This window comes from Microcoleus sp. BM001215392 (assembly GCF_036700185.1).
Taxonomy (GTDB): Bacteria; Cyanobacteriota; Cyanobacteriia; order Cyanobacteriales; family Microcoleaceae; genus Microcoleus.
Map to the genome: position 1 here is coordinate 1 of NZ_JAUBOJ010000371.1, position 2,953 is coordinate 2,953.

Sequence of the window (2,953 nt, forward strand, 5' to 3'; positions counted from 1 at the left end):
AAAGCCCGATCGCCCTGTTCACTTCTAAAAACTGTCCCTAGTCTTCCTGAATCCTCCGATCGCACTTCCTATTGTATAAGTTAATCAACCAAAAGATATATTGGACTTAGAGAGACTATGCAGAAACAAATCATACGTCAAAAAGATACTAATGCTTGGATTCTTCAGTGCTGGGTTTCTTTTATTGTTGCCATTTCCGCAACTACTGTCGGTGTGATTTATTTACAGGTCGATCCTTGGCAAAAAGCTTTTATGGGCATGGGTCTAACTTTTTCGGTCGGATCCTCTTTTACTTTAGCAAAAACCATTCGCGATAACAACGAGGCCACAACGTTAACTGCCAGAATCGACGAAGCCAGAGTTGAAAAAATTCTCGCCGAACATCATCCTCTCAAATAAATTTAATTATACAATGTATATAAAAACAGCCCGGGCGGGCTGTTTTTGTTGAGCTAGAGGTGAAAACCTGCGGATTTTAATGACTGTTTTTGAACTTACGATCGCCCTTAGCCTTTTGGCGCTGGCGAATACCCGCCTGAACTGTAGCCATATCCACCGGAAAACCAACTACAGGAATTACCTGATCCTTGCGCTCTTCTTCGAGGTTCTTGAGTTCGGTGTAGTCAACCCAGTGAATGCAATTTACCGGACAAGTGTCGATCGCCTCAGCAATCAACTCTTCGGAATCACCGTCTTGTCGGACTACGCGCGATCGCCCGTAATCCGGCTCAATGTAGAAAGTATTGCGAGCAACATGGGCGCAGTGCTTGCAGCCGATGCAGGTAATCTCGTCAACATAGACGCCTTTTTGGCGCAAGACGCCGCCCAACTCCGGTTCTAAACCAGTGCGATCGGGCGCATCCCGCAAAAATCCGCCTAACTCCGGTTCTAAACCAGTGCGATCGATAGCTGTATCTATTCCGAGTCCAGAAAGCTCAGACATTTAGATCCCTCACAATAATAAATAAGTCCGCCTGGGCGGACTTTAGATGAAACAAGATTGTAAAAATCTCGAACAACCCTTAAGCGCACCAGCGCTGAACCACCAAGCGGATCGAACCGTCTTGATTTTGCTTTTGCTCAGAAACTTGGAAACCCTGCTTAGCGCTTTCATTCACCACAGTATGGTAAGCATAGCGCTGAGTCACCTTATTCAGAAAACGATCGACAGACCAAGCTTGCTGCCAAAATTGCAAATCAGCCACCAATTCATACTCAGTCCCGTTCCAGCTAAAACCTAAGTCATAGCCGTTTTCTTGCTCAATCACCACCTCAGCAGTGCTGGTGAGGCCGCGATAGCCGCGCACCTCAGTCGGGCCGGACTTCCAGTCGATACCCAAATCAGTTAAAGCAGCTTCCAAAGAATTCAAATTGCGGATCTGGGTCTTAATTTGGCTAAAGTGTGACATGGTGGTTCCAAAAAAATTTAAGTGAACTGAACAAAAAAGATTACCAATCGCTAAAAGCCACTTGGGCCGTCGCTTCGGCTGACTGATGCAGCACTTGCGCGAAATATTCAGATGTTGACTCTTGATGAAGCACCACACCGAGCTGGGCTTCAATTGCAGCCGTTACCTCAGCGCAGGAAGCACCGACAATGCCGGTAACTGTTTCCTGTACGCGGCCATCTGGATAAATGACAAATTCTAGTGTTTCCATAATCCGGGCTGACTGAATAGGAATAGTGAAATCAGACACCAACACCGGCCTCGCTAGGGACGATGCCTTCTGAGGTCGCTTCTTGAGAGTTGGCTGACTGACAAAGCACTATATCAATTTTGACTAATTGATAGGTTTTGAGTCACAACTTAACAGAAGTTATTAATAGGTAGGAGCATTACATCAGTGTTATGTAAAGTTTCGCGTACATTGTGACATCAGTCAAGTCATAAATAAATAGTCAGGACACCACTGCCAATAAAAAAAATAAGGGCGGGCGAAATGCCCTCCCCATAAGAGTTTTGATGTTTTGTGGAACAGGGCAAAAAGCCTGTTAATCGAGAATGATGCAAGAGATCGGCTAAAACCAAGTACGATCGCCCGCCAGCCAAACCTCTAAATCAAAGTGATATTAGCAGTTACAAAACTTAAGAGAAGTTGATCGGGCTGAATCGAATTAACCACAGCCAAAACTTGACCGGAATCAGCAACTCGGATCGCGGTGTTGCAACCGACAGCCTCCAGCCGCAAGCTAGCAAAGGTCAAACCTCCAGAAAGCCCGATCGAATCTACCCCAACTTGGAAATCGGCGATCGAATCAGCAGCAGCCACATCACTCGCTGCGTCTTCAAGTCCCAGCAAAAACAAATCATTCCCCGGCCCGCCAATCAAGGTATCTTGAGCCAAATCGCCACTTAGCGTATCGTTACCTTCGGCGCCAAATAGCAAATCCGATCCTTTGCCACCGAACAGCAAATCATCCCCATTGTTACCGATGACAGTATCATTACCTAGATCGCCCCGGAGTCGATCGTTCCCATCACCGCCGGCAACCAAATCGTTATCTTTGCCGCCAAACACAACATCATCGCCAGCAGCCCCATCGATAGTATCGCTGCCGGGATTGCCAAAAATTCGATCGCTCCCATCGCCTCCAAACAAACTATCAGAACCATCCAAACCAAACATCGTGTCATTGCCTTGACCACCATTGATACTATCCCCACCGCTAGTACCAAACAGCAAATCATCCCCTGAATTTTCTTGAGTCAGAATCGGCCCAGGTTCCAGTACAGGCATCGGTATAGATACCAGAGTCGGACATGATTCCGTTGTCGAAGGCGTCGGTGTTGGCGTTGGCGGAGTTGGTGTTGGTTGCGTCACCACAAGCCTCTGAGTTGGTTGCGTCGGCGGTTGTGTTGGAGGCGTCGGCGGTTGTGTCGGAGGCGTCGGTTCAGACGGTTGTGTCGGAGGCGTCGGCGGTTGTGTCGGAGGCGTCGGCGGTTGTGTCGGA

At 47.7% G+C, this 2,953-nt stretch carries 5 protein-coding genes; 1 reads left to right on the forward strand and 4 read right to left on the reverse strand.

What is annotated here, in order from left to right:
* The first annotated feature begins 117 nt into the window (after nt 1–117).
* Nucleotides 118–399 (forward strand): YiaA/YiaB family inner membrane protein, encoded by a 282-nt coding sequence (locus tag QT974_RS28045; protein ID WP_332949608.1) that lies wholly within the window; start codon nt 118–120, stop codon nt 397–399.
* A gap of 76 nt (nt 400–475) precedes the next feature.
* Here QT974_RS28045 and QT974_RS28050 read toward each other — a convergent pair whose 3' ends face one another.
* From QT974_RS28050 to QT974_RS28065, 4 genes are all read right to left on the reverse strand, one after another.
* Entirely contained in the window at nt 476–943 is a 468-nt protein-coding gene (locus tag QT974_RS28050) for a ferredoxin (protein WP_333471674.1), read from the reverse strand.
* Nucleotides 944–1,022: 79 nt separating this feature from the next.
* The gene (locus QT974_RS28055) at nt 1,023–1,409 is read right to left on the reverse strand and encodes a DUF1257 domain-containing protein (protein ID WP_193974477.1); all 387 of its coding nucleotides are present in this window, start codon (nt 1,407–1,409) and stop codon (nt 1,023–1,025) included.
* Between the two features lie 40 nt (nt 1,410–1,449).
* Nucleotides 1,450–1,659 carry a DUF2997 domain-containing protein gene (locus tag QT974_RS28060; protein ID WP_194071124.1) on the reverse strand — a complete coding sequence of 70 codons (210 nt, stop codon included), beginning with the start codon at nt 1,657–1,659 and terminating at the stop codon, nt 1,450–1,452.
* A gap of 396 nt (nt 1,660–2,055) precedes the next feature.
* Nucleotides 2,056–2,953: calcium-binding protein (locus QT974_RS28065; protein WP_333471675.1), on the reverse strand; the 898-nt coding region annotated here is incomplete at its 5' end.